The organism is Paenibacillus sp. FJAT-26967 (genome assembly GCF_001541095.1).
Lineage (GTDB): Bacteria > Bacillota > Bacilli > Paenibacillales > NBRC-103111 > Paenibacillus_F.
Genome location: NZ_LMXH01000001.1, coordinates 959,880 through 986,639, shown reverse-complemented (window position 1 = coordinate 986,639; position 26,760 = coordinate 959,880). Strand labels below are relative to the sequence as shown.

At 51.0% G+C, this 26,760-nt stretch carries 22 protein-coding genes; 1 reads left to right on the top strand and 21 read right to left on the bottom strand.

Annotated elements, in window-relative coordinates:
• Window positions 1-142: 142 nt before the first annotated feature.
• The 8 genes from AR333_RS04330 to lonB form a co-directional block, all read right to left on the bottom strand.
• Window positions 143-676, bottom strand: coding sequence for a hypothetical protein (locus tag AR333_RS04330; protein ID WP_068774077.1), 534 nt, complete (start codon window positions 674-676; stop codon window positions 143-145).
• 136 nt (window positions 677-812) lie between these two features.
• Window positions 813-1,214: an adenosylmethionine decarboxylase gene (gene speD, locus AR333_RS04325; RefSeq protein ID WP_068774076.1), complete on the bottom strand. Its 402-nt coding sequence runs from the start codon at window positions 1,212-1,214 to the stop codon at window positions 813-815.
• Window positions 1,215-1,578: 364 nt separating this feature from the next.
• Complete coding sequence (locus AR333_RS04320; protein ID WP_068774075.1) at window positions 1,579-2,166, bottom strand: non-ribosomal peptide synthetase module; 588 nt, start codon at window positions 2,164-2,166, stop codon at window positions 1,579-1,581.
• 298 nt (window positions 2,167-2,464) lie between these two features.
• Window positions 2,465-3,142: an SdpI family protein gene (locus tag AR333_RS04315; protein WP_068774074.1), complete on the bottom strand. Its 678-nt coding sequence runs from the start codon at window positions 3,140-3,142 to the stop codon at window positions 2,465-2,467.
• A complete protein-coding gene (locus AR333_RS04310; RefSeq protein ID WP_172798799.1) occupies window positions 3,126-3,416 on the bottom strand; it encodes an autorepressor SdpR family transcription factor in 291 nt (96 codons plus the stop codon). Before AR333_RS04310 ends, AR333_RS04315 begins: the two co-directional genes overlap by 17 nt.
• A 228-nt stretch (window positions 3,417-3,644) precedes the next feature.
• A complete protein-coding gene (yihA, locus tag AR333_RS04305; RefSeq protein ID WP_068774072.1) occupies window positions 3,645-4,310 on the bottom strand; it encodes a ribosome biogenesis GTP-binding protein YihA/YsxC in 666 nt (221 codons plus the stop codon).
• A 42-nt stretch (window positions 4,311-4,352) separates the two neighbouring features.
• Window positions 4,353-6,707, bottom strand: a complete 2,355-nt coding sequence (lon, locus tag AR333_RS04300; RefSeq protein ID WP_068774071.1) for an endopeptidase La — start codon at window positions 6,705-6,707, stop codon at window positions 4,353-4,355.
• A 186-nt stretch (window positions 6,708-6,893) separates the two neighbouring features.
• Window positions 6,894-8,618 (bottom strand): ATP-dependent protease LonB, encoded by a 1,725-nt coding sequence (lonB, locus tag AR333_RS04295; protein WP_156430865.1) that lies wholly within the window; start codon window positions 8,616-8,618, stop codon window positions 6,894-6,896.
• 164 nt (window positions 8,619-8,782) lie between these two features.
• Here lonB and AR333_RS04290 point away from each other — a divergent pair, with 164 nt between their 5' ends.
• A complete protein-coding gene (locus AR333_RS04290; protein ID WP_068774070.1) occupies window positions 8,783-9,655 on the top strand; it encodes an N-acetylmuramoyl-L-alanine amidase in 873 nt (290 codons plus the stop codon).
• A 27-nt stretch (window positions 9,656-9,682) separates the two neighbouring features.
• Here the strand turns inward: AR333_RS04290 and ispG are convergent, their stop codons facing one another.
• The 13 genes from ispG to AR333_RS04225 form a co-directional block, all read right to left on the bottom strand.
• On the bottom strand, window positions 9,683-10,810 hold the full coding sequence (ispG, locus tag AR333_RS04285) for a flavodoxin-dependent (E)-4-hydroxy-3-methylbut-2-enyl-diphosphate synthase (protein ID WP_068775115.1): 1,128 nt from the start codon (window positions 10,808-10,810) through the stop codon (window positions 9,683-9,685).
• Window positions 10,811-10,962: 152 nt separating this feature from the next.
• Window positions 10,963-12,225 (bottom strand): ATP-dependent protease ATP-binding subunit ClpX, encoded by a 1,263-nt coding sequence (gene clpX / locus AR333_RS04280; RefSeq protein WP_068774069.1) that lies wholly within the window; start codon window positions 12,223-12,225, stop codon window positions 10,963-10,965.
• Between the two features lie 12 nt (window positions 12,226-12,237).
• A complete protein-coding gene (gene clpP, locus AR333_RS04275; protein ID WP_068774068.1) occupies window positions 12,238-12,831 on the bottom strand; it encodes an ATP-dependent Clp endopeptidase proteolytic subunit ClpP in 594 nt (197 codons plus the stop codon).
• A 201-nt stretch (window positions 12,832-13,032) separates the two neighbouring features.
• The gene (tig, locus tag AR333_RS04270) at window positions 13,033-14,397 is read right to left on the bottom strand and encodes a trigger factor (protein WP_068774067.1); all 1,365 of its coding nucleotides are present in this window, start codon (window positions 14,395-14,397) and stop codon (window positions 13,033-13,035) included.
• A 154-nt stretch (window positions 14,398-14,551) separates the two neighbouring features.
• Window positions 14,552-15,463, bottom strand: coding sequence for a hypothetical protein (locus tag AR333_RS04265; RefSeq protein WP_068774066.1), 912 nt, complete (start codon window positions 15,461-15,463; stop codon window positions 14,552-14,554).
• A gap of 210 nt (window positions 15,464-15,673) precedes the next feature.
• The gene (locus AR333_RS04260; protein ID WP_068774065.1) at window positions 15,674-16,417 is read right to left on the bottom strand and encodes a PIG-L deacetylase family protein; all 744 of its coding nucleotides are present in this window, start codon (window positions 16,415-16,417) and stop codon (window positions 15,674-15,676) included.
• 27 nt (window positions 16,418-16,444) lie between these two features.
• Entirely contained in the window at window positions 16,445-17,518 is a 1,074-nt protein-coding gene (locus AR333_RS04255; protein ID WP_068774064.1) for an N-acetylglucosamine kinase, read from the bottom strand.
• Entirely contained in the window at window positions 17,515-19,026 is a 1,512-nt protein-coding gene (gene argH / locus AR333_RS04250; RefSeq protein WP_068774063.1) for an argininosuccinate lyase, read from the bottom strand. Before argH ends, AR333_RS04255 begins: the two co-directional genes overlap by 4 nt.
• Window positions 19,027-19,064: 38 nt before the next feature.
• Entirely contained in the window at window positions 19,065-19,817 is a 753-nt protein-coding gene (locus AR333_RS04245) for a creatininase family protein (protein WP_068774062.1), read from the bottom strand.
• A gap of 122 nt (window positions 19,818-19,939) precedes the next feature.
• A complete protein-coding gene (locus AR333_RS04240; RefSeq protein WP_172798822.1) occupies window positions 19,940-22,465 on the bottom strand; it encodes a PIG-L family deacetylase in 2,526 nt (841 codons plus the stop codon).
• Between the two features lie 159 nt (window positions 22,466-22,624).
• Window positions 22,625-24,367 carry an iron ABC transporter permease gene (locus tag AR333_RS04235; RefSeq protein WP_068774060.1) on the bottom strand — a complete coding sequence of 581 codons (1,743 nt, stop codon included), beginning with the start codon at window positions 24,365-24,367 and terminating at the stop codon, window positions 22,625-22,627.
• Between the two features lie 13 nt (window positions 24,368-24,380).
• Window positions 24,381-25,463: an ABC transporter ATP-binding protein gene (locus tag AR333_RS04230; RefSeq protein WP_068774059.1), complete on the bottom strand. Its 1,083-nt coding sequence runs from the start codon at window positions 25,461-25,463 to the stop codon at window positions 24,381-24,383.
• 172 nt (window positions 25,464-25,635) lie between these two features.
• On the bottom strand, window positions 25,636-26,718 hold the full coding sequence (locus tag AR333_RS04225; RefSeq protein ID WP_068774058.1) for an extracellular solute-binding protein: 1,083 nt from the start codon (window positions 26,716-26,718) through the stop codon (window positions 25,636-25,638).
• Window positions 26,719-26,760 lie beyond the last annotated feature (42 nt).

Sequence of the window (26,760 nt, the reverse complement as noted above, 5' to 3'; positions counted from 1 at the left end):
ACCTTTCTTTGCAATTAACAATAATAATTATAACATAGCGTACCTTCGTTACCGACAAATATTTTGACTAATTTTTGAATGCTTCGGCTCTCAAGAAGGTCGCTATGCCTAGTGTGGTCTATGATTCGCCTAGATATACCGTTTATTGGAGAAGCTTTTTCTCCAGAAGCGATTTTAGCTTTTCATCAATTTCCGACACTGTTTTACTCTGGGAAGAAACGATACTGCCGCTTGAGGCCATCAGTTTACCATAGGCTTCGTGCAGCCCGGCGAACAGCTTCGCTGCTTCCTGCAGCACATTCTTTTCCTCGGCTTTAAGCGCACGCTCCCCGCCGATCTGCAGGCGAAGAATATACTGCATAAACAGAGGAAGGCTGTGCAGAGGGTCCACATTATCTTTACCCAGCGCAAGAACTAACCTCTCATGCGTATAACTTGCCGAGTACAACGTTTGTTTGAGTGAATCAAGCTGCCGTGTATCCATAGGCTGTGCGGAATCCTGCAGGAAACGGTTCAGCAGTTCGATCTGAAACAAAGATACCTGATACAGCAGACGCTCGGCGCCCGGGTTATCCTCGTGCCTGGTTGCGTATCCGTATAGACTTGTCAGCGGCCATGCTATTAGTCCGGCAAGCAGTAAGCCCAGGATCAATTTCTTTTTCAATTGGCTTCGCACAATCGGCTCTCCCCTTCCAGGTCCGGTAGTTAAGACCCGTACCATTGTATGAGAGCCCTGACAAACAAATAACCACGGAATAGAATACTCCGTGGTTATCTAGCTTTTATATAAACATTTTCTTTATTTACCCGACTTATTTAACCAGTACAGCTTGCTTGATTTCCGGTGTTTCAACTTCAAACTCGCCCATTCCGCGAACCAGTTTCTTAGCAAAGACCTTCTCCGGCTTAAGCAGTGAGATCATGTGGTCGATAGCTAATTGAGGATCAACAGTTTCACCGCAAGTGTAGCAATCCAGCGCAGCAAAACCTCTCTCAGGATACGTATGAATGGAAAGATGACTCTCAGACAGTAATACCAATACTGTGGCACCTTGTGGTTCAAATTGTTTGGACTGAACAGACATTACTGTTGCTCCGCATGCTTCCGCTGCATCTACCATTTGGGCTTGCAACCACTCTGCATTGTTCAATAGTTCAAAATCTACTCCCCAAGTATCTACAGCAACGTGTCTTCCGAAAGTTGAATATTCCATCTCTCGGTTCCCCCTTCCTAGGAATAAAATTGTTCTTGCATTTCATCCGCTAGGACCTACGTCATTCACTTCCCGAGGGAATAATCTCTCGCAACATTCAATGTCCTGAGTGAATCCTGGTTCCTATATTGTTTTCAACGAGATTAAAAATAACATCTATTGACCAGAAAAGCAATAGTTTTTTTCGAATAAGCTAAAATAGTTTTGGCAAGCTCCTGATCTTAGCCATCCGTATACAATATGTTCCAGATGGAATCGACGTACCAAATAATTTTACGACTCAAGACCGATTGTATGCAAAATAAAAAGAGCCGGTTACCCGGGCTCTTCTATGGTATATGGCTGCGCTTATTGGGTTAGTCAATCAAGCTTCCAGAATGAATAATCGGCGGGTTAACTGAGTCAGGCGGCTGTCAATATCCAGCTTCATCGTCAGGCAGCTAACTTCATTCCTCATATCCAGCAGATGGTTGATTTGATCGTGTATCATGCTGATTTCACGTTCTATCTCTGTTCTGCGGAACAATTTCTCAAGCTGGCCAAGTGTATCTTGGTATTCGTAGACCACATTGGTATGTGAGCCCTTAACCTCAACAATCTTCACCACTCTGCCGAGTTCATACGTATAAATCATGACAAACGTAGCATAGATCCGCTTCACAACCGCTGATCCTTTGAATTCGGCAATCGCTTTGCGCAGTACATTCGTCAAACGCAGACTCGTCACACGGCAGGTACCAGAGCTTATATACTGTCTACCGACCCGTTCAAACGAAAGGACAATTTCTTCCCCCGCTTCTTCCTGAAAAACAAATTCCTGGTTTCCGTTTTCAATAACTTTGACCTGGGATGTAACTTGATGATCGGCAAGCATTTGGACAAATTTGGACATTTCGGCTTCCGTTAAATGCAGGCGGGTTTTGACATATTCAGTCGCTAACCTCTGTGCCATGGAAATCCCTCAATTCTATTTTTTACAACACCTTTAATCTTATCTACTACATAGTATACTACATCCAAGCTTAATATTCCTGCGTGCTTAGGATGAAAATCAGGCGAAAACGAGAAAAAACGATCGCCTGGCTGTAAAAAACAAGGATCATCCCGTAAAAGCCTTCGTTTGGCTTACAAACTCATCACTTTCCACGCAAAAATGTTAAACTTTAGCTGTCTCTTTTTCCTTACCCCTTCGCCTTTTAGATAAAACAGAAAAAAGCGTGCTATCCACGCTTTTTCTTATTGACCGGCGGTTACCTATCAGATTGGGATAATTTGCGGTAGGACAGGTAAGAATAAACAGTAGGGATAAGAATGCTCAACACAACGGCCGTGAATGCAAACCATGGCGGAATGATAGCCGGGATCAGCGAGACACCTATAAAGATTATACCTGCAATCATCCATATCGGTCCTGCCATTCTATGCGTACGGCGCCATACCTCTTCATTCGCTAAAGTCCAGGGTGTACGTATTCCAAACGTATAGTTGGGACGTGCTCTACCTATATAGTTCCCTACAATCATCCAAAGAATTCCTACGAAGAGCGGTACCCACATCTCGATCGACACATCATACCCCAGGTTATACAAAAGAGTGAGGAAGAATGCTCCGCTTAGAAGAAGAGTCATCATCAACCGGAACAGATCATAGAAACCTTGGAACTTCTCGTAATTTTTGCGTCCGGGATCGAGGGAAGGCATCCATTTCATCAAGAGCGGAAGAGCCAGATTCAGCAGTGAAATCAATAAAATAAAGGCCAGCTTCGATTGATAGCCGTTCGGATCGCCGCCTGTACCGAAGTGAATGGCCATTTGATCCGGAAGCCTCTCGTACACCCATAAGGCAAACAGAGTTGGAGCCGCCGCAATAATAAGCAGAAGAGCGTCCTTCCAGGACCAGGTTGTTAATTTACTAGCCGGATTTGTCATTTTCTTTTCCCCCTTCGTCTTTTCGGGTAAATTCCATCAGCCACCCGAGCGTATCCTGTATGACGGTCGTATTAAGCGAGTAGATGATACTTTGTCCTTTGCGCTCATCCAGCACAAGCTTAGCCTGCTTCATCACATTCAGATGATGAGATATGCTGGGTTTGGACATTTGAAAATGATCGGCAATCTCTCCGGCTGATAAATCTCCCGCTTTCAGCAGCTTCAAAATCTGCCGGCGTGTCGGATCGGATAAGGCTTTGAACGTATCATTCACCGTCATCACCTCCTGTAAAGTCATGATTGTTGGTTAATTAGATATTTAGATAACTTTCTAATTAAAGGATACCCTTCCCCGCTCTTTTCGTCAAGAGATGGTTGCCTATTTGTCTCTTCCTATTTTCCATTAAGGACTTAGCTCAGCCGAAGCGTTATGTTCCCGTAAAAATATAAAAAAACCGTCTCTACCGGTAGAGACGGGTAAACTTTCAATCTCGAAGCTTCTTCAATCTGCGGCCCGTGATTCACTCACTTTTTCACTCGCTTCGGATTCATCCGGACTCTCCAGATCTTGCCCCGGCTGCTGCCAGCCGATCGCGGCTTCGAGCAATTCCCACAGCTCGTCCTTGCCCAGACCCATTTCCGAAGAAAAAATAACAAACGGCTCCGAGCGGTCAAACCCCAGCTCGTCTTTAATGATTTTGGCGTGTTTTTGCCATTTGCCCTTTGGGATCTTGTCCGCTTTAGTAGCGACCACTATCACAGGCACATTCATATGCTTCAGCCAAGTATACATAGCCTGGTCATCTTTTGAAGGCGGATGACGGAGATCGACCAACTGCATGACCACTTTAAGTGTCTCACGCTTCAGCAGATAACTCTCGATAAATTTGCCCCACTCGGCACGCTTGGTTTTGGAAACCTTGGCATAACCATAGCCGGGAAGATCGACGAAATATAAGTCGTTATTAATACGGTAATAGTTCAGCTGCTGCGTCTTGCCGGGCTGTGAACTGGTACGGGCAAGATTTTTGCGGGAGATCATGCGGTTAATCAGGGAAGACTTCCCGACGTTGGAACGCCCCGCCAGAGCGATTTCTGGCAAGGCATCCTGCGGGTATTGTCCGGGTCCCACCGCACTGATAATAAATTCAGCCTGGTTGACCTTCATATTTCACACTCTTTTCGTAGTTTAAGGCCGGGCGCGTTAAGCTTAATCCTTGATTGAACCCGCCTGCAAGTCTACCGGCTTGACAAGCGCATGTTCAAGCACCTGGTCCATATGACTGACGGGGATAAACGTCAGGTCATTGCGCACACTTTCCGGGATATCCCGGATGTCTTTCTCGTTGTCCATCGGCAGAAGTATCTTGCGGATGCCCGCTCGGTGAGCCGCAAGCGCCTTTTCCTTCAGTCCGCCGATAGGAAGCACACGCCCGCGCAGCGTGATCTCGCCGGTCATCGCCACCTGGCTGGAGACCGGGATATTCGTCAGCGCGGAGATCAAAGCGGTGGCCATCGTAATCCCTGCCGATGGGCCGTCTTTGGGGATCGCACCTTCCGGGATATGAATATGAATGTCATTCTTCTCATGGAAATCCGGTGCGATCTCGAGCTGGCTCGCTCTGGAGCGCGTATAGCTGAAAGCCGCCTGCGCGGATTCTTTCATCACATCGCCGAGCTTGCCCGTCAGCGTCAGCTTGCCGCTTCCCGGCATGACGGTGACCTCAATGACGAGTGTATCGCCGCCGACTTCGGTCCAGGCCAGCCCCGTCACGGCCCCGATCTGATCCTTCTCCTCCGCCATATTATAGCGGAATTTCGGCGGACCGAGGTCTTCTTTGACGGAAGCGACGGTAACCTCCACTTTTTGCTCCGGATTAGAAACGATTTTCTTAGCGGCTTTACGGCAAATGGCAGCGAGCTGCTGCTCCAGATTACGGACGCCCGCTTCACGCGTATACTCACGGATTACCTGCAGGAGCGCATCGCGTTCCATAACCATCTGTCCGTCCTCGAGCCCGTGATCGCGCTTCTGCTTGGGCAGCAGATAAGTATCCGCGATCTCCAGCTTCTCGATCTCCGTATACCCTGGAAGATAGAGAACTTCCATACGGTCAAGCAGCGGGCGCGGGATGTTGTGAATGGCATTGGCCGTCGTAATGAACATTACATTAGAGAGGTCAAACGGCACCTCGATAAAGTGATCGCTGAACGTGTTATTCTGTTCCGGATCCAGCACCTCCAGAAGGGCCGAAGCCGGATCGCCGCGGAAGTCCATCGCCATCTTGTCGATCTCATCCAGCAGGAACACGGGATTGACGCTTCCCGCCTGCTTCATCGCCTGGATGATACGGCCCGGCATAGCGCCTACGTACGTGCGGCGGTGACCGCGTATTTCGGCTTCATCCCGTACACCGCCCAGGGAAATGCGCACAAACTCGCGGTTCATCGATTTGGCAATCGACCGTGCGATTGACGTTTTCCCTACACCCGGCGGCCCTGCGAGACAAAGAATAGGCCCCTTGAGCTTCTTGACGAGCTTCTGCACGGCCAGATATTCGAGCACGCGCTCCTTCGGCTTCTCAAGGCCGTAGTGATCCGCGTTCAGGATTTCCTCCGCTTTGTGAATGTCCAGATCGTCATCCGTCTTCTTCGTCCACGGAAGTGCCAGCAGCCAGTCAATATAATTACGGATTACGCTTCCTTCCGCAGAAGTAGACGGCATTTTCTCCAGACGGTCGATTTCCTTCTCAATCTTCTCCTGAACATTCTCAGGCACCTCGGATTCGGCCAATTGACTGCGCAGTTCCTCGATCTCGCCCGCACGGCCCTCCTTATCCCCGAGTTCCTTCTGAATCGCCTTCATCTGCTCGCGCAGATAATATTCCTTCTGCGTCTTCTCCATCTGCTTCTTGACCCGCTGGGAAATTTTGCGTTCGAGTTCCAGAACTTCCCGTTCGTTATTCAAGATATTCAACAGTTTTTCCAGGCGGCTTCTAACTTCCACCGTTTCAAGAATTTCCTGCTTGTCTTTGATTTTAAGAGAAAGATGACTGCAGATCACATCAGCAAGGCGGCCCGGCTCATTAATATCGGAAACAGCAGCCAGGGTCTCTGGCGTAACTTTTTTGGACAGCGTAATATAATGTTCGAATTGATTCAGCACAGTGCGCATCAGCGCATCGATCTCCGCATCGTTTACTTCTTCCTCCGGCAGCTCTCTCGCATTCACTTCATAGAACTCATCGTTGGCGATATATTCAGCAATCTCCGCCCGGACGACTCCTTCTACAAGCACACGAATAGTTCCGTTCGGAAGCTTCAGCATTTGACGGACCTTCGAAATCGTACCCACCCGGTAAATATCTTCCTTGGCAGGCTCTTCTATATTCACTTCGGCTTGGGAACAGAGCAATATCATGCTGTCATCGATCATTGCTTTTTCCAAGGCTTTGACCGACTTTTCCCGGCCTACATCCAAATGCAATACCATGCTCGGATAGACGAGCAGGCCTCTAAGAGGCAACAACGGCAGGCGGCGTGTCCGCGTTTTATTAGGCCCCATGTTCCGACACCTCCACTTTTTACTGGCGGGAATTTCCTTCTCGATTATAAGACAACCCCATTTTTAATGAGGGTCCTTATCTGTAGATAACATTTTAACAAAATTGTACACAAAACACCAATTGGGCAAAAAACAGCCTTCGGAAAGGTTCCCCCTGCCGAAAGCCGCTTCTGCCCGGAGACGGTATTACGACTTTGAAGGTTCTGCACCGTCAGTCGGACCCGCATGAAGAATGGGCATGGACCCCGGCAGCATCTGCTCGCTGAAGGCGGATAGCGGGATGACATTACCGACTGTCTGGATGCCGAGTGCAATAGACATCACTTCTTCAATGGATTCGACTGCAATCACTTCCAGCTCCGGCAGATCCGCAAACATCTCTTGCCAGTTCTCCTTCGGAACAAGCACCCGGGTAGCCCCCGCCTGGAATGCCGCCTCTACCTTGGGAACGACCCCTCCGACAGGCTTTACCTTCCCGTGTATGCTCATCTCCCCCGTCATAGCCAGTTTGTTGTCCACGGGAATTCCGTGAATAGCTGAAGCGATTGCCGTTGCCATCGCTATGCCTGCCGAAGGACCGTCAATAGGCGTCCCCCCGGGAAAATTGATATGCAGGTCATAATCCGTCGTCTTCAGACCCAGACGCTTGAGCACAGTCAGTACATTCTCAACGGAACCGCGGGCCATGCTCTTGCGGCGGATCGTCCGTGCTCCCCCGCCCATCTCTTCTTCATCAACCACACCGGTGATATTAAAAGTTCCGGTCCCCGGCTTGATGGTTGGAATTGCGATGACCTCAAGTTCCAGCAGAGTTCCCAGGTTGGGACCATATACGGCAAGCCCGTTTACAAAACCGACCTGCGGCTCCGAAGGTACTTTACGCTCCGGACGCGGAGGAATCTGAGAACTGTTCACAACCCATTCGATATCGGCTGCCGTGACATCCTCGCGCTTATCGGTCATGGCGATTCCAGCTGCAAGCTGGATGACATTCACCGCTTCCCGGCCGTTTGTCGCATAGCGCTTCACAACTTCGATCGCGGATTCATTAACCGGGAAGCCGATCTTGGTCAAAGCATTGGCTGCAATCTCTCCGATTTCATCTGGTAACAGGGGACGGAAGAAGATTTCCATGCAGCGGGAACGGATAGCGGGAGGTATTTCGTTAGGTGTGCGGGTCGTAGCACCAACCAGACGAAAATCCGCCGGCAGTCCATTCTGGAATATATCATGAATGAAGTTCGGAATGTTATTGTCTTCCGAGTTATAGTAGGCACTTTCCAGGAACACTTTGCGGTCTTCCAGCACTTTCAATAGTTTATTCATCTGAATCGGGTGCAGTTCCCCGATTTCATCAATGAATAAAATCCCTCCGTGTGCTTTGGTTACCGCGCCCGGCTTGGGCTGTGGAATGCCCGCAACGCCCATTGCACCTGCTCCCTGATAAATCGGGTCGTGAACAGATCCGATCAAAGGATCGGCAATGCCGCGTTCGTCAAAACGCGCAGTCGTTGCGTCTATTTCCGTAAATTTGGCTTCATTGCGAAAAGGAGATTGCGGATTCTTCTTGGCTTCCTCCAGCACGACACGCGCAGCCGCCGTTTTCCCAACACCTGGAGGGCCGTAGATGAGAACATGCTGGGGATTGGGACCGCACAATGCGGCTTTAAGCGCTTTGAGACCTTCTTTTTGACCGACAATATCCTGCATGCTTGAGGGTCTCGTTTTCTCAGCCAAGGGCTTGGTCAAGGACACCGAACGCAGTTTTCTAAGCTTCTCCAGCTCTTTCTTGGACTCTCTATCTACCGCAGACCGGTTCGTCTGCTGATTACGCAGCAAATTCCAGAAGTACATCCCAATGACAACAGCAAAAAACACTTGAATCAACATTAATATCATACTCAGGCTCATATCCATCGTCTCCATTCCTTTCCGGTCCGATCTCCTATATGGCAGTATTCCCCTCCTTGAGCGGAATAATCATCGTTTCGGAATGTTTTCCGGCAAATATGAATGAGCATCGAGATTTAGCGAATGCTAATATTAATCGATCCAATCAGAAAGGATGGGCAATAATGTTCAACAAGTCCGTTCTGCAAACCCTCTGCGTTGTTCTGCTGCCCGCAGCACTTATTATTACCGGAGCATGCGGAGAAAAGGCCGGGGGCCGCCGGGAGCAGGCAGATGCAACTTTGGCTTCCCAACTGGCAGCCTCTGCCGAGAAGAACCTCGGAACCGGTAAAGCTTCGGCCAGCTCTGCATCCTTCTCTAAGCCTGAACCGGAGAGAACACCGGTCTTATCTAAAAAAGCTCCTCAACACACTATCTCCGATATTGATGTGCTGATTGATGTCGGGCACGGCGGAATTGACGGCGGTGCTGTCCACGGCGCTTTGCTTGAAAAGGATATTAACCTTGCAATTGCCAGATTGACGTATACCGCCCTCACTCAAAAAGGGTACCGCGTCGTTCTGAACCGGGATAAAGACTATGCTCTTAGCGATGATAACAAATGGCTGAATACCCGCAGCCGGCATATACGCGATCTTGCTCAGCGGATGCAGATGGCCAATGACATTAAGCCCAAAATCCTTATCTCCCTGCACGTTAACTCCGCGTTAAACCGGTCTAAGAAGGGGCCTATTGTTCTCCACCAGAATAACCCCGGCAGTTTATTACTGGCAACGCAGCTGCAGGAACGCCTTAATAGCACTACCAGAACATCGTTTATGCCAATGGTGGGCAAAACCTATTATTTACTAAAAAGAACGAAATGCCCTTCCGTCATCATAGAGGTTGGCTTCATTACCAATGCGGAAGACCGAATCCGGATGACTGACCCTAAGGGCCAACTCCAAATTGCTCACGGGATCCGTGATGGAGTTACCTCCTACCTGACCCAGAGCGGGATTCCAAGCACGCAAAAAAGTCACGATTCAGAACACTGAATCGTGACTTTTTGTGTCTTGGGTGGGTTAGGTGATCGGCATACCGTGGCGTGCCTGATGCTCTTTACGTCCCGGAATTTCGCCGGTCCGTTCGTATTCCACCACAATATGATCGATTTCTTTCTTCAGCTCGCTGAGCAGCTCCGCTTCAGGAATTTTGCGGACCATTTCTCCGTAACGGAAAAGCAGCCCTTCTCCTCTGGCTCCCGCGATTCCGATATCGGCTTCACGCGCTTCGCCCGGTCCGTTAACGGCACAGCCAAGCACCGAGACCTTGATCGGCACTTTGATATTCGCAATGTAAGCTTCCACCTCATTGGCGATTGAGAACAAGTCGATATCCAGACGTCCGCAAGTCGGACAAGATACCAAGGTTGCTGCGTTCGTAATAAGTCCGAAGGACTTAAGAAGTTCACGCGCTACCTTTATTTCTTCTACGGGATCGGCGCTCAGTGAAATACGCATCGTCGAACCGATGCCCATACTCAGCAGCGCTCCAAGCCCTGCCGCACTTTTGACGGTACCCGAGAAAAGCGTGCCCGCTTCCGTAATCCCCAAATGCAGCGGATAGTTGAAAGCTTGAGCCGCTTGTGAGTAAGCCGCTATAGCCATCGGCACGTCCGATGCTTTCAGCGATACAATGATGTCATGGAAATCGAGCTCTTCCAGGATACCAATGTGGAACAATGCGCTCTCCACCATCGCTTCAGGAGTCGGGTAACCGTACTTCTCCAGCAGATGATTCTCAAGGGAACCTGCATTCACTCCGATACGGATCGGAATCCCGCGTTCTTTGCAGGCTTTCACAACAGCTTCGACTTTCTCTCTTCGGCCAATATTGCCCGGGTTAATTCTTACTTTATCAATCCCGTTCTCAATGGCAGATAGAGCAAGCCGATGATCGAAGTGAATATCCGAAACCAATGGAATATGAATTTGCTTCTTAATTTCCTTGATAGCCTCCGCGGCTTCTTTATTGTTGACGGTCACGCGAACGAGCTGGCATCCGGCCTCTTCCAGACGGTGGATTTCCGCCACGGTTGCTTTCACGTCCGCCGTTTTCGTCGTACACATACTCTGAATGATAACCTCATCACTGCCGCCGATTGTCAAATCCCCGACGCGTACCGGTCTCGTATCCTTTCTGTGAAACATGCGTGTCTTCTCTCCCATGAACCAAACATCCTCCAGACCGCACAGCCCGCTGTCCCGGCCTCTAATATGAAGCGGGCAGCCAGAGCCGGGCAGCTTGGAGGCTGTCGGTACCTTTATAGTATGAGCAGCCGATTACGGAAACTGACTTCGAATCAGGCGCTTTCTTCTTTTTTGTTATCCGATTGACCTTCATTCGAGGACAATACAGGTGACAGCTTGTTCTGAACAGAATCCTTCGTAACCATGCAGTTCGTTACATCGGTACGGGTCGGAACATCGAACATGACATCAAGCATAATGCTCTCAATGATGGCACGCAGTCCACGGGCGCCCGTGTTACGTTTGATGGCTTCCTTAGCGATAGCGTCCAGTGATTCAGCATCAAACTCAAGCTTGACATTGTCCATCTCAAGCAGCTTCTGATACTGCTTCACAAGCGCATTCTTAGGCTCGGTCAGAATACGGACAAGCGCGGCTTCATCCAAAGGCTCCAAAGTGGAGACAACTGGCAGACGGCCTACGAATTCCGGAATAAGACCGAATTTCAGCAAGTCTTCCGGCAGAACCATGGATAAGTATTCGCCCGGCTTCAGGTCGGTTTTGAGACCGTCTGAGCTGAAACCGATGACTTTCTTACCGATTCTGCGTTTGATGATTTGCTCTAATCCGTCAAAGGCACCACCGCACACAAACAGAATGTTCGTCGTGTCGATCTGGATAAATTCTTGATGCGGGTGCTTGCGTCCGCCTTGCGGAGGAACGGATGCTACCGTACCTTCAAGAATTTTGAGGAGTGCCTGCTGCACGCCTTCGCCCGAAACGTCACGAGTAATGGACGGGTTCTCGGATTTACGCGCCACTTTATCGATTTCATCGATATAAATAATACCGCGTTCCGCTTTCTCCACGTCATAATCTGCCGCTTGAATAAGCTTGAGCAAGATGTTCTCCACGTCCTCGCCCACATAACCGGCTTCGGTCAAGGAAGTCGCATCCGCAATCGCAAAAGGAACATTCAGAATCTTCGCAAGGGTCTGAGCCAGAAGCGTCTTACCGCTACCGGTAGGGCCCACGAGGATAATGTTACTCTTTTGAAGCTCAACATCTTCAATCTTGCTTTGAGAATTGATGCGCTTATAGTGATTGTAAACAGCGACGGAGAGCGATTTTTTCGCCTGATCCTGGCCGATTACATATTGATCCAAAATGGTGCAGATTTCTTTCGGTTTCGGAATGTCCTTAAGATCCAGCTCTTCTTCATGGCCGAGCTCTTCTTCAACGATTTCCGTGCACAATTCGATACACTCATCGCAAATGTAGACACCCGGGCCAGCAACGAGCTTGCGAACCTGATCTTGGGACTTTCCGCAGAAAGAACATTTCAACTGACCTTTTTCATCGTTGAATTTAAACATTGGATCACTCCTTTATGATTTCAGGTCGCTTCGAGTGATGACCTCGTCGATCAGACCGTAAGCTTTCGCGTCTTCTGCGCTCATGAAATTATCACGATCCGTATCACGATCGATTTTATCGTACGGCTGACCGGTATGTTTCACGTAAATATCGTTGAGCTTCTGCTTCGTCTTGATGATCCAATCCGCATGGATTTTAATATCCGCGGCTTGACCTCTTACACCGCCAAGCGGCTGGTGAATCATTACTTCGCTGTTAGGAAGCGAAAAACGTTTGCCCTTCGCACCAGCAGTCAGCAGCAGGGAACCCATGCTTGCTGCCATGCCGACGCAGATCGTCGACACGTCCGGTTTGATGTGCTGCATCGTATCGTAAATTCCGAGACCGGCCGTTACAGACCCACCCGGAGAATTAATGTATACGTGAATATCTTTCTCAGCGTCCTGCGCCTGTAAAAACAGCAGTTGGGCAATGACCAGGTTAGCCACGTCATCATCAATCGCGCTGCCGATAAAGATAATTCGGTCTTTGAGCAGGCGAGAATAAATGTCGTAAGAACGCTCACCACGGGCTTCTTGCTCCACAACCATAGGGATAAGACTCATTGGACCAACTCCTTTGCGGGGTACTTACCTTCCATTTTATCATGTTTGAAAGGTAAAGTCATATTTGGGACAGGCGCTGTGCAAATTTGTTTCTTTGCCTGTTTCCGGGTAAAACAAAGGCACGCTTTGGAGTACGTGCCCTGTATGTGTCCTATTATACAGCTTTTGTCGAGTTCATAAGGTGTTTAAAAAGGAGAGAGATTACTCAGCCGCTTCTTCCTTAGCTTCCTCTTTTGCTGCTTTTTTTGCTTTTGGTTCTTTCTTTGCCGCTTTTTCTTTCTCTTCTGTGCTGTTAGCTAGCAAGAAGTCAACCGTTTTGCGAACAGCCAGATCTTGCTTGATGCCTTCCAGGCTGCCGTTAGCTTCAAAGATTGATTTCAGCTCTTCAACAGTCTTCTGGTACTGCTCAGCAAGACGTGCAAGTTCAGCATCCACATCTGCATCGGATGCTTCGATTTTCTCTGCTGCAGCAATGGCTTCAAGAACCAGGTTGTTGCGAACACGTTTCTCTGCATCTTCTCTCATTTGAGATTTCAGCACGTCCACGTTCTGACCGGAGAATTGGAAGTACAGGTCAAGTGTCATGCCTTGCATGCGAAGGCGTCTTTCGAACTCGCCTACCATCTGATCGAGTTCAGTTTCGATCATGGAAGCCGGAATTTCAACGTTAGCATTAGCAGCGGCTTTCTCGACAACAGCCGTTTCGCGTCCCACTTCTGCATCCTGCTTCTTCTTCTCTTCCAGGCTTTTCGCGATATCCTGCTTGTACTCTTCCAGCGTATCGAATTCGCTAACGTCTTTAGCAAACTCATCGTCAAGTGCAGGCAGGTTCTTGCGTTTGATGTCGTGCAGCTTAACTTTGAAAGAAGCCGCTTGACCTTTAAGCTCTTCGGAGTGGTATTCTTCCGGGAAGTTGACTTCGATGTCTTTCTCTTCGTCTTTGACCATCCCGACAACCTGCTCTTCGAAACCAGGAATGAAGCTGTTGGATCCCAGTTCAAGAGAGTACTTCTCCGCTTTGCCGCCTTCGAATGCTTCACCGTTCACGAAACCTTCAAAGTCAATAATCGTGATGTCGCCGTTCTCAGCTGCGCCTTCTTCAACAACAACGAGTTCAGCATGTCTTTGCTGCAGGCGTTCCAGTTCTTCGTCGATTTCCTGCGAAGATACAGTGCTGTCAACAGCAGGAACAGCCAGGCCTTTGTATTCGCCAAGCTCCACTTCAGGCTTCAGGGCTACTTTCGCTTTGAATTTCAAAGCTTGGCCTTTACCGAACTGTTCTACGTCCACTTCCGGACGGTCTACAGGCTCGATGCCCGTTTCTTGAACAGCTTGCATGTAAGCTTCTGGCAGAATGATGTCCAGTGCGTCCTGGTACAAGCTTTCAACGCCAAAACGCTTCTCGAAAATAGAACGGGGCACTTTACCTTTACGGAATCCCGGAACGTTTACTTTCGATACGATTTTCTTAAATGCTCTATCGAGTGCTTCTGCAACTTGCTCCGCTTCCACTTCGATATCAAGAACGGCAGTGTTCTTCTCTATTTTTTCCCAGCTTGCTTTCATTTTATGCTTTCCCCTCCAAAAATGTACCCTGACAAGTATTTTTTCACGTTCTGACCTTGCAAAATGCAGAAAAACCCTTTTACCGGCCATTATAACCATTCTAGTATAACACAAAACCTTGTCTTTTCAAGAGAATCGAATGAATCGCCGATTTTTAACTGCCTGTAAAAAATGTCCGCATAAAAGAGTGCAGACAGCCGTAAGCTTCTGTCCATTTGCCGACCGCTCCGGCCGTGATTCCATATTGTTCAAGAAGCTGCTCACGGCCTGCTTCCCCGTAGAGCGTCTGAAGCAGAACCCCATGCAGCGCGCAGGCCCATGCGTCTATCTCTTCTTCGGTCGAGGCGCTCATGGCAGCGTAAAGCTCGGTTCCATAGACCGTCTTCAGGAATTCCATCCAGGTCTGCTCCGCAAAAAAGCCGAAATCCGGCTGGTCGTTTTCGCTGAGCTGCTGCACCCGGTACAGCATTTCCCGGATCTTCTCCGGGAATTCTTCCAGCTTAAGCGGAGTGTCTTCGATCCGGATCACCATTTTGTCGCCCTTGCGAGCAAGGACAGCAGGTCCCTTAACTTCGCGCTGCTTGAGCACTTGAAGGGCGCGGAACTGAATGAACGGGTGATTCTCCGCCGTGTGCAGCCACTCTTTGAGAAACTCGTCGATCCGCGGATCATCCGCATAAGCGAGCTGTTCCAGTGCGATCATCTGACGTTCCATATCTTGCCTGTCTTCAAGCATATCAAGAAGCCGGCCGACATATTGACGGCCTTCCGCTGATTTATCGGATACGGATTGCCTCATCAGATCTTCTTCGGTTAATTCCGTGTCTTCGTCGTCTACCTTTAATCCATCCTCGAAAATCGTTTCGGGAAACATGGTTTCCAGCCATTGAAGAAGTGCCCTCCACTGGGCCTGTTTGTCCGCATCGTCACGGGAAAATTGCAAAAGATAGCGGAGCAGGCGGGCAGCCTCTTCGTAATTTTCCTGTTCCAGCATAAGCGTCATCTGCTTCTCGTAAGCAGCCGAAGTTTTGGGGAACAGTACGACATTATTATAAGAATGAGTCAAGTAATCCACCTCAGAGCCGGTCCGGAACCGGCTGATTTTGTTTGAACCTCGTCCGTGAGTTCCATAAAGTTTATCCCTAAGTGTACCGGATTAAGCCCAGGAAATCAAAGCTATGCCCACAGCAATGCGCAAACCATACAGCAAACAACCCCAATTCTCCTTAAATTACTGGGAGAACTGGGGTTAGGGATCATCCGATCCGTTGAAGAATCAGACCAGATCGATTTCCGGAATTTCACCGGTGCCGGTGCAGCCATTATGTTCGACAGTCTGCCCGTGCCGGCGCACAAGGGTAAAATATTCGCAGCTGCCAATCACGGAGTAATCTCCGTTCATCACACCCGGGTAGGCCCGGTTGACCGAAAAAACCTGGCTTTTATGCGCTTGAAGCGCCTCACCCTTACGGCTGCGGAATTCCGAAATGTCTACGCGCGCCGTAATAGGACAACGTTCTGACGGGCCATAGTCTCCGCAGTGGTCATAGTAATTCGGAATGGAGACATAGTACAGATCCGGTGCGGTCTCCAGGCTGCTCTCGGTCCGAACTGCCGCACGCAGCACAGCCTTCGAGACAGCGATGTGATCCGGGTGTCCGGTTACTCCGTCTGGGGGAAACGTTACGATGAGCTGCGGCTGAAGCTTCAAGATGAGATCCGCTATATGCGAAGCCAGCTCCTCTTCATCGACCTCAGCCAGACCTCCGTCCGGGTAACGGCAGAAGCAAACCTCCTGAAGACCTAGCACGCCGGCGGCCAGCTGAAGTTCACTTTCCCGGAAACGGGCAACCTCCTCCCGGCAGGTAAACGAGTACCCTCCGGTCTTTCCTTTGCAGCCGGATGTAGCGCATACGAGATGGACGGCATGCCCCTGATCTGCGTATTTGGCCATAGTGCCCCCGCAGGCAAAGGATTCATCATCCGGATGTGCAAAAATAAAGAGCAACGTTTTCCTCATGACGGAACCACCCTTCTATCTCCCGAGCTACGGCAGCAGACTGAGGCCCTGCGTGATCACGCCGTAAATCGGTTCTCTTTTGACTTCTTCCAGATTACATGAAGGGGCAAAATCCTGCAATTGATTCGTCAATCTGCTGCGCATAAACATGTTATTCTGAAGAACGCCTCCCTGAAGTATAAGTGTAAAAGGCATTGCTCTCATATCCAGCCGTTCGATGACCGCTCTGGCGGCGTGGAACAATTCGTCCGCGCCGGCTTCCAGAATCGACCGGGCCGCCGGATCTCCCCCCTGCTCGGCCTCGCTCACAAGCCTGGCCAGCCTGGCGACCGTATCCACCCGGTATTCGGTGGAATACACCCAGTTGTACAGCTCTTCTTCACTCCGAAGGCCCAGGAAGGGCATCACCGCGTCCGTGAGCGCAGTAGGCCCCCGGCGGCCGTCTAGCGACTGCAGCACGGCAATAAGCGCCTGCTTGCCGATCCAGTAGCCGCTGCCCTCGTCTCCGACGCGGTACCCCCATCCGCCTGCCCGGGCGCTCCTGCCGTAATCGTTGATTCCGTACACGATCGAGCCTGTGCCGGCGATCAGCAGGATGCCGGGCTTGCCGTCAGTAGCTCCAAGCAGCGCAGCCAGTCCGTCGTTCTCGATGACGATCCGCCGGGCCCTGATGCCTGCCTTCACCAGAGCTTCCTTTACGAAGGCTTCAATCATCTCGCGGTCATGCTCCGTATCCAGCCCTGCCATTCCGAATACGGCGCAGGCGACCTCGAGCGTCTGCAATTCCTCAGCCGGATTATCCGGATTGGACAGGCCGGCCAGAGTGCCCGTGACGTCCCCGCCCTCCCCTTCAATCTGCCGGGTGCCTGCTTGCCCGATCTCGTCTTGCGGGGCGCCTTGCCTGGAGGATTGCAGCTGCTTCCTCGCGGCATGAATAGCCTGCACAAGTTCGCTGGCAGCCGATTCCGCTGAGGTCGTCTGATAATTCACCGACCCTGATCTTCCGGTTCCGATAACAGTTCCTTCCTCATCCGTAAAAACCGCCAGACACTTCGTCCCGCCGCCGTCTACGGCAAGCAGCGGAATCGCAGGCCCCGTCATTGGCCCGCGCTCCAGCCTTGGAGCTCAGCGTCCAGATTGGCAAGTGCGCCCGTCGTCTGCTTCTGCGCGGCCGATAGCCATGCCTCCTGCTGATGCTGGCGCACTCTGCGGTCCGCTATCGTGCGGCGGATCTCTTCCGGAGCCGGACCGCCCGGCAGAGTGCGGATATTCACGAAGTGAACGGGATCCAGTGAACTGCGGAATTCTTCCGGAGTGATCAGCAGCTTGCGCCCGATGACTTCCAGAGCTACCTCGTTCACCAGCTCCAGAGAGATTTCGTTGGCAGCAAGTCCTTCGGCCAGCGCATGCTTCACAACACCGCTGACGATGTGATGCGATTTGCGGAAAGAAAGCTGATCGGTACGGACGAGAGTATCGGCCAGCTCCGTAACGGTAGCGAAGCTGGCTTCTGTCCTCTTGCGCAGCACTTCTTTATCAACATCGAGCGTACCGATGACACAGGATAAGAGACGGTACATCTGATCCAGTACGGCCAGCGCCTTCCATGCATAAGGCTGCATGTCGTCTTCGGTATCCACGATATCCCCGAACGGAGTATTGTGCATCATCGTGAGCACCGTCTGAGTATTTCCTACACAGCTGGACAGAAGCGAGCGCATATGCTCGAAAGATACCGGATTGCGCTTTTGCGGCATGATCGAGGAGATTTGCACGTAGGGATCGGCCACCCGCAGTACGCCGAACTCCTGTGTGCACCACAGGAGGAAGTCCTGTGAAGCGCGGCCGAGGTTAATCCCCGCAAGCTGCACGGCTGCTGCGATTTCACCGACGTAATCGGCACCTCCGATAGCGTCATAGGAATTGTGCACCAGCTCGTCAAAGCCGAGCAGCTCCTGCATTCTCTCGCGGGATATCTTGAATCCCGATGTCGTCAGCGCCGCCGCCCCCATGCTGCTGCGGTTGCAGTTCGCGTAAGCCGCCTGCAGGCGGCGGATATCCCGGTCCAGCGAATCGGCTACGGCCATGATGTAGTGGGCCAGTGTGGTCGGCTGAGCCTGCTGGGTGTGCGTATAGCCGATCATCAGTGTGTCTGCATGCTCCTCGGCAAATGTAAGCAGTTGGCTTTTGAGCGCCAGACCTCCCCGGATCGTCGTCTGAAGCTTCTCCCGGAGCACGATCCGGTAGATGGCTATCCCCATATCGTTACGGCTGCGGGCCAGATGTAAATTCCCAGCAATGTCCCCCGCCGCTTCCAGTAATTCACTTTCCACCTGGAAAAATAAATCTTCAAACTGCCCGGTATATTCACACTGGCGGAGTTTCTCCAAATCCAGTCCGCGGATCGCACCGGCTATTTGCCCGGCTTCTTCACTGGTAACAAGTCCCTGATCCTTGAGCATGATGAGATGTGCTTTGTTGATCGCCATCATCGGCGGGAGCAAACTAGTTTTCGCTTCATTAAAAGCTGGTTTCAGTACCGCTTCTGTATAGGTAAGGCCCGGAAATAGACCGCCTTCCTCATGTAAAATCTGGTCACGGCTTCTCATGTTGTCCATCCTCCCATATGATTTATCTAAGAATTTCTTTAGTCCGTTATGTCATGACTAGTCAGCCAGCTTGCAATGAGCTTGTTCATATTCGCCGTCACTTCTCCGGCAATCCATTCCCCAGTCTCCAGCGAGATCTGGTGAATATTCCCCGTATAGCCGTCCCACCCCCGTGGAGTTCCTTCTACCAGAACATAGGGCACTTCGGACAAAGCTTCCGGCGGGGTAAGATCACGATCTTCCCTGCGGACTTCTACCAGATCGGGGCGCAAAGCTTTGAGAGCGGACATTTCATAAGGACCTCCATGACCTCTTCCTGTAGTCCCTTGAAAAAATCCGAGCTTTTCCGGAGCATCCACGGCAGCCATCTGCCACCAGTTGATCAGGAGAAAGCTTGCATCTTTCCAGCGGGCCGTTACTTGTTCCGCAGTAGTACGGGCGGCTCCCATATTGCCGTCATGGGCGTTAAGGAGTACAACCCTTTGAATTCCGGAGCGGCATATACCGTCCAGCACAGCCTCCAGATACCGGTGAAAAACAGGAGGATCGATGGTGATGGTTCCCGGATAGGAGCTGGTTTTGCCCGGACATGCGCTGTAAGGCACTGCCGGATATATAAGCGGTTTTAGACTCGGATCAATCCTTTCGGCAAAGCCCTGTGCCAGATAAAGATCTGTGCCAAGCGGAGAGTGCGGCCCGTGGTATTCCAGGCTTCCGAGCGGGACGACGGCAAATGCCGCTTCCCCGAACTGCTTCTTCGCATCGCGTCCATGTACTTCGCCGGCCAGCATGCCCCTCACCTCTTTTTAGAATAGAAAGGAGGATCGGAAGATCCTCCCGTTCTGATTTTTTCCTTCTATTAATAGATACTCCCAAACAGATACTCCGGACCCGCTGAATCTGCGGGACAGTCTTACTGCTTCAAGCTGATCATGTTGACGAACATCCGGATGGAGCCCGGAACCAGACTCGGCATTTCACGATACCAGACGAGTGAGCTGTACGTGTACGTCCCTTTGCCGTAATTAGCGGACAGGAACGTGCCTGTGAATTCTTTCTCACCCGGATCTCCGTTAGAAATGAGTTCGGTATACTCCTTGCCCCATTCAGCCGGATTGTAAGCCGAACGGTCTTGAATCCAGTTCTGCCAGTCGGCATCCGTAATTTTGTTAGGCGTGTTGAAAATAGGATGTTCCGGCGCGAGCATTGTCACCTTGGAATTCTCGTCGGTCACCCTCCATTGAATAAGCGGGGTGCCGATCTTGATCGGATACGGAGCCAGAGTCGGCGACCATTTATCCTCCGGCTTATGGTACTGCACAACCAGATTACCGCCATTCTTCGCATAATCGAGCAGGCGCTGATTGCTTGGAATCAATTCAGGCCGGAAAGCGTACGCCCGGATACCCAGTACAATTGTGTCGTACTGCGAGAGATCCCCGAATTGAATGGCTTTGGCATCCAGATTCGTTACGTTAACACCCACCTGGCGCAGCACGGCATCAATGTTATCAAAGCCGCTTGATACATAACCGACTTTAAGATCATTCGCCACCTTGAGGTCGAAAGCTTCGATGGCGAGATTCGCCGGTTTCACATAATAAGTCGTCCCCAGATGCGGATACGTGATTACCTGGACGGTACGGCTGCTATCTTTGCCGTTCTCCTTGGCAACGGCAGCAATGTTAAATTTGCCGGGTTTCACGGATTTAGGGGCTTTAACGCTGAATTCAATCGCCTTCGTTTCATTCTTGGCCGCAAAGCTTACCTCCTGGGACGCAGGCTCGATCGTCCAGCCCTCAGGGGCTTGGAGCGAAACGGTTGTTTTCGACGCTCCCGGAGCATAGCTGCGTGCGGTTACTTTGACCGAAACGGCCTCTTCAGGCTTGAGGGTGTTAAAAACAGCCGCTTCCGGGCTCAAAGTCAAGGATGTTGCCGGAAGAACCGCGACGGCATTATCCGCAGTAGCATGTACGCCGGCCTGAGTGCCATAGGCTGTGTATGTAACGTCAGCGCTAAGGAGCGGTGCGGCATACGGATTGAAGTCATCGGATTTAGCCGGAACCGTTACTTCATATTCCGCCTTGGCGGTTTCGTTGTAGCCCAGCTTTTTAAAGGTGACTTCTCCTGTAGGTTTAGCTGTCCATCCGTCCGGAACATTAAGTTTGAGCGCAAGATCTGACAAACCTACACGGCCCCCGCTGTGCGCGGTTACGGCTACTTTCACCTTCTGTCCGGCGACCAGCTCTCCGGTTTCGGGTTTGACCTTCACGGTAACGGAAGACGCTTCCTGACTGGCTTTATCCAGTTGCCCCGTCTTGACACTCAATCTGTGGAGCAGATCCGTTTTGACGGAAGCTTCGAGCGAAGACTTCTGCACATTACCGATAGCCGATTGTACATCTGCTTTCATCTCATGAACCTCACGGGCCACTTTGACGAAGTTCGGATAGGCCGCAATGACTTCATCCGCATCCTTCTGGAGTGTTTTGAGATCCTTTACGATTTTATTGTCTTTTCCTTTGGTTTCCAGCTCCTGAGCCAAATCCGCAAAGGTAAAGGAGATGCCTTTGAATAAGGAGTCCGATTGGGCTTCCTTATTGCTTTCCGTACCGTTTAAGCCAGCCAGCTTATAATAAGTGTCTTTGGGGCCTTCATCTACATGGCGTCCCATTCCCTGGCTCTTATGCATAAAGCGGGACTCTTCACCGAGCTGCACATAAGAAGCGCCATAGATTTCGCTGTAGTCGCCTGTCGGCAGAGCTACGCTGTAATCTTTATCGTTAGCAGGCAAATAAAGCTTCTTCGGCTGCCACACTGCCAGCCCTTCTTTGAGCTGTTCCGGAAAAATAGCTGGATTTCCTGCATCTTTAAACGCACGGACGGTCAGTACGTTAATAGCCCGGTGATGGCCGTGGGTAGACTCTTCGTTCAGGAATGCCGGGATGAGCACATCCGGTCTTTTCTCACGGATTTCACGGACCAACCGCTGGTACGCGACCGTCTCGCCCCATTTCTTAAGTGTTTCTTCAGGACTTTTGGAGAATCCGAAATCATAAATCGCATCGTCAAGCTTGGTGCTGAGGTTCGCTAAGGTAACATTCGTAATCTTGGAGGCTTCCTGCAGTTCCCGGGTACGGATGATGCCCAGAGCATTGCCGAGTTCGCTGCCGATCTCGTTCTGCCCGCCTTCTCCGCGGTTGGCAATGACACTATACGTGTCGACACCCTGTCCGAGAGAGACATACGCAAGTGCAGCACTGTGCTCGTCATCGGGGTGCGCCCCCGTATTCATGGCACTGGCGACAGTGGTAAGCGGTTTGATCGATTTCCATAGGTCGACGACTCCCCTGTCGGCTGCTGCGGGTTGCGGTAGCGCCGGTACGGCAAGTGTTCCTACAACCGTCACAGAGACTACTGCTGTCACCCATTTCTTCATCCATCTGCTTGCATTTGTTCGATTCAATCGCTTCTCCTCCTTGACGCAATAGTGGCGGCAGGAACAGAATCCTCTCCCTGCCTTTATCAGCATCGCGGCAGGCGTCCGCCCAATAGGAGCATGACACCCGCCACGATAATGAACGGTAGGCGTGGTGGGTCAGATCGCCGATCCGGCATTGCCGCCGGTCAGCTTCCGGGAAACAAAGAGAACGAGAATAATCATCACAATCTGCAGGACGCCGTAGGCACAAGCTGTACCGAATTCAAAAGCGTACATCCGCTGGAATATTTCAACCGACATTGGTGTCGTGTTACTCGTGTACAAGAGAATGGAAGCGACGAACTCTCCCAGTCCTTCCACCAGAGCCAGTAGCGTACCTGCCAAGATGCCGCTGAGTGCCATCGGAAAGACGATCCGCCTGAAGCTGTACCACCAGGAGGCGCCCAAGTTACGCGCCGCTTCCTCAACGGAGCTGTCCATCTGCATCAAGGTCGAGGAAGTCGACCGGAAAATAAGCGGCAGATGACGGACGAAATAGGCGAGCGGCAAAATCCAGAAGCTGCCGATCAGAACCTGATTGAACGAGAACACGTTCGGTTCGCTGAACGCGGTGATCAAATTCACCGCGACGACTGTGCCGGGAAGTGCCCACGGAAGCATAATCAGGATGTCCAGCATCGTTTTACCTTTGAATTTCATTCGTACCATGGCGTAAGCGGCAGCAACACCGAATAGAAGGTTCCCTATCGTGGCCACGATGCTCATCTGGAAGCTGTTTACAATCGGTCGCCATGTTTTCTTATCCGTAAACAAATCGATATAGTGCTGGAATGTATATTCAGGCGGCAGGACCTGGACCGTCCAGGTGCTGTCCTCCGAGAAGGAGAGCAGTACGATAACGAGAATCGGCAGCATCAGAACAATCGTTGCGATGAAAGAAAGCACCATGGTCGTGTACTTACCGGCCTTGCTTTTGACCTCCGTCCGGTGAACACTGACGCCTTTGCTCATGTTCTGATAATTACGCGCATTCTGGTACCAGCGCATCGCGATAAGGAACACGATCGATACGATCGACAGCAGCGTAGATTGGGTCGCCGCCATATCCAGATCACCGTTTGTCCGGGACAAATAAATCTGCATGGTCATCGTCCGGTCAATTCCGAAGACCAGCGGCGCCGTATACGAAGCCATCGAGATCATGAACACCAGCAGGGAAGCCGCAATGATCGCCGGGGTCAGCATCGGCAGAATGACTCTCCTCCAGATGAGGATTCTTCCCGCTCCAAGGTTAGCCGCCGCTTCTTCCAGCGACGGGTCCAGTCCTTTGATCGCAGAGGATGCTGTCATATAGAAATAGGTGTACATAGTGAACGTGTGAACCACAATGACACCCCATATTCCTTTCAGGGCAAAAGGCGCATGATCCAGCTCGAACAGCTTCTGCAGCGCCCGCGGGAAGATCCCGCTGTCTCCATACAAGAAAGAAAAGGACAAAACTCCAATCAGCGGAGGCAGTGCCATAGGAACGATAGCCAGCACGGACAAAATTTTGCGTCCGGGAAACTCGTACCTCTCGAGCAGGAACGCCATCGTGACCCCTACGATACCGCAGGAGATTACACTCAAGATCGAAATGTACACACTGTTCCATAAGGCTTCCAGATTAGAGGTATGCTCCAGACTGAAAAACTTGGCATAGTTTTTGACAGAGAAGATCCCTTCCATTTTCACACTCTGCAGGAAAGTCTGGAAGAACGGATAAATGACATAAGCAAGCAGGATCAGAAATAAAGGTGCAATGAGGACGTAAACAAATTTCGGTGACGTTGTAATGGATGTCCACCGGCTGTTCGGACGGATGACCGGCGGCCGTTTAGTCTGCTTATTCGTTTGCACAGCTCATCCTCCTTTACTCTACGAAATAGACGCTTTCCTTCGGAATCGCAAACAGAATATCTTCATCCCGGCCGCGCATACGCTGACCCGGCCCGATAAACATCGCTTTGATCGGCATACTGCCAATCTGCGCGACATAATTGACGCTGACGCCCGTGAATTCGGACATGACTACCTTGGCGGCCAGGACATTCTCTTGTCCCCGTTCTTCCGCCCGCGCTTCGCGGATCGATTCAGGCCGGACGGACACCGTCACCTGACCTCCCACGGACAGACGGCACTCCGGCGATGCATTCTCCGCGAAGCCTGTAACGAGACTGCCGGAGCTGGTGCGGACGTGGACGGTGCCGCCTTCGACACGCTCGACCGTTCCTTCCCACAGGTTCGATTCACCGATAAAAGAAGCAACGAAGCGGTTGAGCGGCTTGTTGTAAATATCATGAGGCGTGCCGACCTGCTGTACGACGCCATCCTTCATGACCATAATCCGGTCGGACATCGACATGGCTTCTGCCTGGTCATGTGTTACGTATATCGTGGTTATGCCGAGTTCCAACTGCAGGCGCTTAATCTCTAAGCGCGTTTCTTCCCTCAGTTTGGCATCCAGATTCGACAGCGGTTCATCCAGGAGGAGAATATTCGGTTCGATCACCAAAGCGCGTGCCAGCGCAACGCGCTGCTGCTGCCCGCCGGACAACTGATCAATCCGGCGATCGCCGTACCCGTCCAGATGAACGAGTTTCTGGGCGCGCGTTACCTTCTCTCTGATTTCCGCTTTGGACTGTTTGCGGACTTGGAGACCGAAAGCAATATTCTCGGAGACCGTCATATGCGGGAATAAAGCGTAATTCTGGAACACCATTCCGGTGTTGCGCTTGTTGGGAGGCGTAAACGTCACGTTATTCTCACCGAACATAATGCGTCCCTCGGTCGGATAGTAGAATCCGGCAATCATTCGCAGCGTGGTCGTTTTGCCGCAGCCGCTCGGTCCGAGAAAGGTGAAGAATTCACCGGGTTTAATGTGGATATCGACATTTTCTACTCCGCGTGCTCCGCCAAATTGTTTGCTGACTTTATCCAGCCTGACTTCTATCAATGGAATCCCTCCCCAAAATTAAAGCCTCTACTGCCTATCCGTCATTTATTAATAATACTATACTTATCTGCAAACTTGGTTTAAAGAGGATCGGGTGGCTCTGTCCCACCCGATTCGCTCGTAAACCTTTTTACTTATGTGTCAGGACGGGTTTTCATGCCACCCGCTTAAGCTACTTCTTGTTTTTTCCCTTGATGTTCTCATCCCAATACTGCATCCATTCTTTTTCTTTCGAAGCGAGAACCTTCCAGTCCAGCTGAAGCGGTTTGGTATCCAACCCTTTCAGCCAAGCCGGGAACTCATCCTTATTAATATCCGTCCGGGTCGGGATCTGGAACAACGACTCGGATTTCTTCTTCAGCTCGTCTTTATCGAACAGGAACTCATAGAATTTCTTAGCGTTCTCCATATTTTTGGCGCCTTTGACAATACCGACGGCATCCACAAGAATTGGTGCGCCGCTGGCCGGATAAATATAATCAAACGGCTGTTTTTTCATTTCCTTTTGAATGAGAATATCCTGAAGGTTCCACAGGGACAAAGTGCCTTCCTGACGAGCCAGCTTCAGATAAAGGTTGGTCGGGTCTTGGGTATATTCTTTGGTATTCGCATCCAGCTTCTTCAGCCAGTCGTACCCTTTCTGAGGGTCGGCCGGGTCCTGGCGGTAAATCATCGAAGAATAGATGGTGCGCATCGTACCGGACGCAAGCACGCCGCGGATCAGCAGCTTATCTTTATATTTGGGATCCAGAAGTTCATCCCAGTCTTTAGGAGCATCTTCTTTCTTGAGTGCCTGTGAGTTGTACATAATGACTTCCGGCAGGAGCATTTCCCCATACCAGCGGTCCTGAGCGTCCTTGTTCTCCGCCGCCACATTTGCCGCGAAAGTCGGCTTGTAGGTTTCCAGAAGCCCTTCCTCAGCCCCCGTTATAAAAGAAGACTGTGTGCCTCCCCACCAGAAGTCTGCCTGTGGGTTCGTTTTCTCACCGCGGATACGCTCCAGCACCTGCTGGGCTCCCATCGTCATTACTTCGACCTCAATGCCCGGATTCTTCTCTTTGAATCTCGGCAGAATTTCATCCACCACATTCTTGTCACGGGCCGTGTAAATCACGAGCTTCTTAGAACCGCCTGCATCTCCCCCGCTGCCGCCTCCCGCTTCGGGCTTGGTGTCGCCGCCTCCGCAAGCCGATAATCCGAAAGCCATTGCCGCAATCAGGGTTAAACTGGTCCACTTGGTCAACTTCTTTTTCACTTGAACTCCCCCTAATCTAAAATATATCGTTTAATCCGCTCC

What these genes read in the sequence shown, in the direction of transcription:
- AR333_RS04290 (WP_068774070.1), top strand. Translation starts at nt 8,783, where the DNA reads ATGTTCAACAAGTCCGTTCTGCAAACCCTCTGCGTTGTTCTGCTGCCC.
- ispG (WP_068775115.1), bottom strand. Translation starts at nt 10,810, where the DNA reads ATGTTTCACAGAAAGGATACGAGACCGGTACGCGTCGGGGATTTGACA.
- lonB (WP_156430865.1), bottom strand. Translation starts at nt 8,618, where the DNA reads ATGAGCCTGAGTATGATATTAATGTTGATTCAAGTGTTTTTTGCTGTT.
- AR333_RS04320 (WP_068774075.1), bottom strand. Translation starts at nt 2,166, where the DNA reads ATGGCACAGAGGTTAGCGACTGAATATGTCAAAACCCGCCTGCATTTA.
- argH (WP_068774063.1), bottom strand. Translation starts at nt 19,026, where the DNA reads ATGAGAAGCCGTGACCAGATTTTACATGAGGAAGGCGGTCTATTTCCG.
- AR333_RS04240 (WP_172798822.1), bottom strand. Translation starts at nt 22,465, where the DNA reads ATGAAGAAATGGGTGACAGCAGTAGTCTCTGTGACGGTTGTAGGAACA.
- clpX (WP_068774069.1), bottom strand. Translation starts at nt 12,225, where the DNA reads ATGTTTAAATTCAACGATGAAAAAGGTCAGTTGAAATGTTCTTTCTGC.
- lon (WP_068774071.1), bottom strand. Translation starts at nt 6,707, where the DNA reads ATGGGGCCTAATAAAACGCGGACACGCCGCCTGCCGTTGTTGCCTCTT.
- AR333_RS04315 (WP_068774074.1), bottom strand. Translation starts at nt 3,142, where the DNA reads ATGACAAATCCGGCTAGTAAATTAACAACCTGGTCCTGGAAGGACGCT.
- AR333_RS04260 (WP_068774065.1), bottom strand. Translation starts at nt 16,417, where the DNA reads ATGAGGAAAACGTTGCTCTTTATTTTTGCACATCCGGATGATGAATCC.
- clpP (WP_068774068.1), bottom strand. Translation starts at nt 12,831, where the DNA reads ATGAGTCTTATCCCTATGGTTGTGGAGCAAGAAGCCCGTGGTGAGCGT.
- yihA (WP_068774072.1), bottom strand. Translation starts at nt 4,310, where the DNA reads ATGAAGGTCAACCAGGCTGAATTTATTATCAGTGCGGTGGGACCCGGA.
- AR333_RS04255 (WP_068774064.1), bottom strand. Translation starts at nt 17,518, where the DNA reads ATGACGGGGCCTGCGATTCCGCTGCTTGCCGTAGACGGCGGCGGGACG.
- AR333_RS04245 (WP_068774062.1), bottom strand. Translation starts at nt 19,817, where the DNA reads ATGCTGGCCGGCGAAGTACATGGACGCGATGCGAAGAAGCAGTTCGGG.
- speD (WP_068774076.1), bottom strand. Translation starts at nt 1,214, where the DNA reads ATGGAATATTCAACTTTCGGAAGACACGTTGCTGTAGATACTTGGGGA.
- tig (WP_068774067.1), bottom strand. Translation starts at nt 14,397, where the DNA reads ATGAAAGCAAGCTGGGAAAAAATAGAGAAGAACACTGCCGTTCTTGAT.